The sequence below is a fragment of the Providencia sp. PROV116 genome (assembly GCF_028482485.1).
Taxonomy (GTDB): Bacteria; Pseudomonadota; Gammaproteobacteria; order Enterobacterales; family Enterobacteriaceae; genus Providencia; species Providencia rettgeri.
Genome location: NZ_JAMPQO010000041.1, coordinates 1 through 2,617 on the forward strand (window position 1 = coordinate 1; position 2,617 = coordinate 2,617).

The 2,617-nt window shown below is 52.0% G+C and carries 2 rRNA genes; both read left to right on the plus strand.

The features are described 5' to 3' along the window. Positions 1–2,355 (plus strand): 23S ribosomal RNA (locus tag PSE72_RS19810); the annotation flags it as partial. A 143-nt stretch (positions 2,356–2,498) separates the two neighbouring features. Then, positions 2,499–2,614, plus strand: a 5S ribosomal RNA gene (gene rrf / locus PSE72_RS19815). The last annotated feature ends 3 nt before the right edge of the window (positions 2,615–2,617 follow it).

A 2,617-nucleotide genomic window follows, 5' to 3' on the forward strand; every position in this document is an offset into this window, starting at 1 on the left:
GTGACTGCGTACCTTTTGTATAATGGGTCAGCGACTTATATTCTGTAGCAAGGTTAACCGTATAGGGGAGCCGTAGGGAAACCGAGTCTTAACTGGGCGAATGAGTTGCAGGGTATAGACCCGAAACCCGGTGATCTAGCCATGGGCAGGTTGAAGGTTGGGTAACACTAACTGGAGGACCGAACCGACTAATGTTGAAAAATTAGCGGATGACTTGTGGCTGGGGGTGAAAGGCCAATCAAACCGGGAGATAGCTGGTTCTCCCCGAAAGCTATTTAGGTAGCGCCTCGTGAACTCATCTTCGGGGGTAGAGCACTGTTTCGACTAGGGGGTCATCCCGACTTACCAACTCGATGCAAACTACGAATACCGAAGAATGTTATCACGGGAGACACACGGCGGGTGCTAACGTTCGTCGTGAAGAGGGAAACAACCCAGACCGCCAGCTAAGGTCCCAAAGTCATAGTTAAGTGGGAAACGAAGTGGGAAGGCTCAGACAGCCAGGATGTTGGCTTAGAAGCAGCCATCATTTAAAGAAAGCGTAATAGCTCACTGGTCGAGTCGGCCTGCGCGGAAGATGTAACGGGGCTAAACTATGCACCGAAGCTGCGGCAGCGATATGTAAATATTGTTGGGTAGGGGAGCGTTCTGTAAGCCTGTGAAGGTGTACTGTGAGGTATGCTGGAGGTATCAGAAGTGCGAATGCTGACATAAGTAACGATAATGCGGGTGAAAAACCCGCACGCCGGAAGACCAAGGGTTCCTGTCCAACGTTAATCGGGGCAGGGTGAGTCGACCCCTAAGGCGAGGCAGAAATGCGTAGTCGATGGGAAACGGGTTAATATTCCCGTACTGGTGATAATTGCGATGGGGGGACGGAGAAGGCTAGGCTATCCGGGCGACGGTTGTCCCGGTTTAAGGATGTAGGCAGGTGAATTAGGCAAATCCGGTTCACTACATGCTGAGGTCCGATGACGAGTCACTACGGTGATGAAGTAGCTCATGCCCCGCTTCCAGGAAAAGCCTCTAAGCTCTAGATTATCATTAATCGTACCCCAAACCGACACAGGTGGTCAGGTAGAGAATACTCAGGCGCTTGAGAGAACTCGGGTGAAGGAACTAGGCAAAATGGTGCCGTAACTTCGGGAGAAGGCACGCTGGCGCTAGGTGAAGTCCCTCGCGGATGGAGCTGAAGCCAGTCGCAGATACCAGCTGGCTGCAACTGTTTATTAAAAACACAGCACTGTGCAAACACGAAAGTGGACGTATACGGTGTGACGCCTGCCCGGTGCTGGAAGGTTAATTGATGGGGTTATCCGTAAGGAGAAGCTCTTGATCGAAGCCCCAGTAAACGGCGGCCGTAACTATAACGGTCCTAAGGTAGCGAAATTCCTTGTCGGGTAAGTTCCGACCTGCACGAATGGCGTAATGATGGCCAGGCTGTCTCCACCCGAGACTCAGTGAAATTGAACTCGCTGTGAAGATGCAGTGTACCCGCGGCAAGACGGAAAGACCCCGTGAACCTTTACTATAGCTTGACACTGAACATTGAGCCTTGATGTGTAGGATAGGTGGGAGGCTTTGAAGTGTGGACGCCAGTCTGCATGGAGCCAACCTTGAAATACCACCCTTTAATGTTTGATGTTCTAACGTAGCCCCGTTATCCGGGGTGCGGACAGTGTCTGGTGGGTAGTTTGACTGGGGCGGTCTCCTCCCAAAGAGTAACGGAGGAGCACGAAGGTTGGCTAAGCATGGTCGGACATCATGCGGTTAGTGCAAAGGCATAAGCCAGCTTGACTGCGAGAGTGACGGCTCGAGCAGGTACGAAAGTAGGTCTTAGTGATCCGGTGGTTCTGAATGGAAGGGCCATCGCTCAACGGATAAAAGGTACTCCGGGGATAACAGGCTGATACCGCCCAAGAGTTCATATCGACGGCGGTGTTTGGCACCTCGATGTCGGCTCATCACATCCTGGGGCTGAAGTAGGTCCCAAGGGTACGGCTGTTCGCCGTTTAAAGTGGTACGCGAGCTGGGTTTAGAACGTCGTGAGACAGTTCGGTCCCTATCTGCCGTGGGCGTTGGAAGATTGAAAGGGGCTGCTCCTAGTACGAGAGGACCGGAGTGGACGCACCACTGGTGTTCGGGTTGTCATGCCAATGGCATTGCCCGGTAGCTAAGTGCGGAAGAGATAACCGCTGAAAGCATCTAAGCGGGAAACTTGCCTTGAGATGAGTCTTCCCTGACTCTTTAAGGGTCCTAAAGGAACGTTTAAGACTAAGACGTTGATAGGTTGGGTGTGTAAGCGTAGCGATACGTTGAGCTAACCAATACTAATGAACCGTGAGGCTTAACCTGACAACACCGAAGGTGTTTTAGAGAGATTATGTTGATTCAATAAGCGTGAGAAGCCGAGAGGTGAAGGACACAGCAGCTTGTTCGAGATTGATGTTCTGGTTTAGTGCACGAAAGTGAGATTAAACGGGAACACACAGAATTTGTCTGGCGGCAATAGCGCGGTGGTCCCACCTGACCCCATGCCGAACTCAGCAGTGAAACGCCGTAGCGCCGATGGTAGTGTGGGGTCTCCCCATGTGAGAGTAGGGAACTGCCAGACATT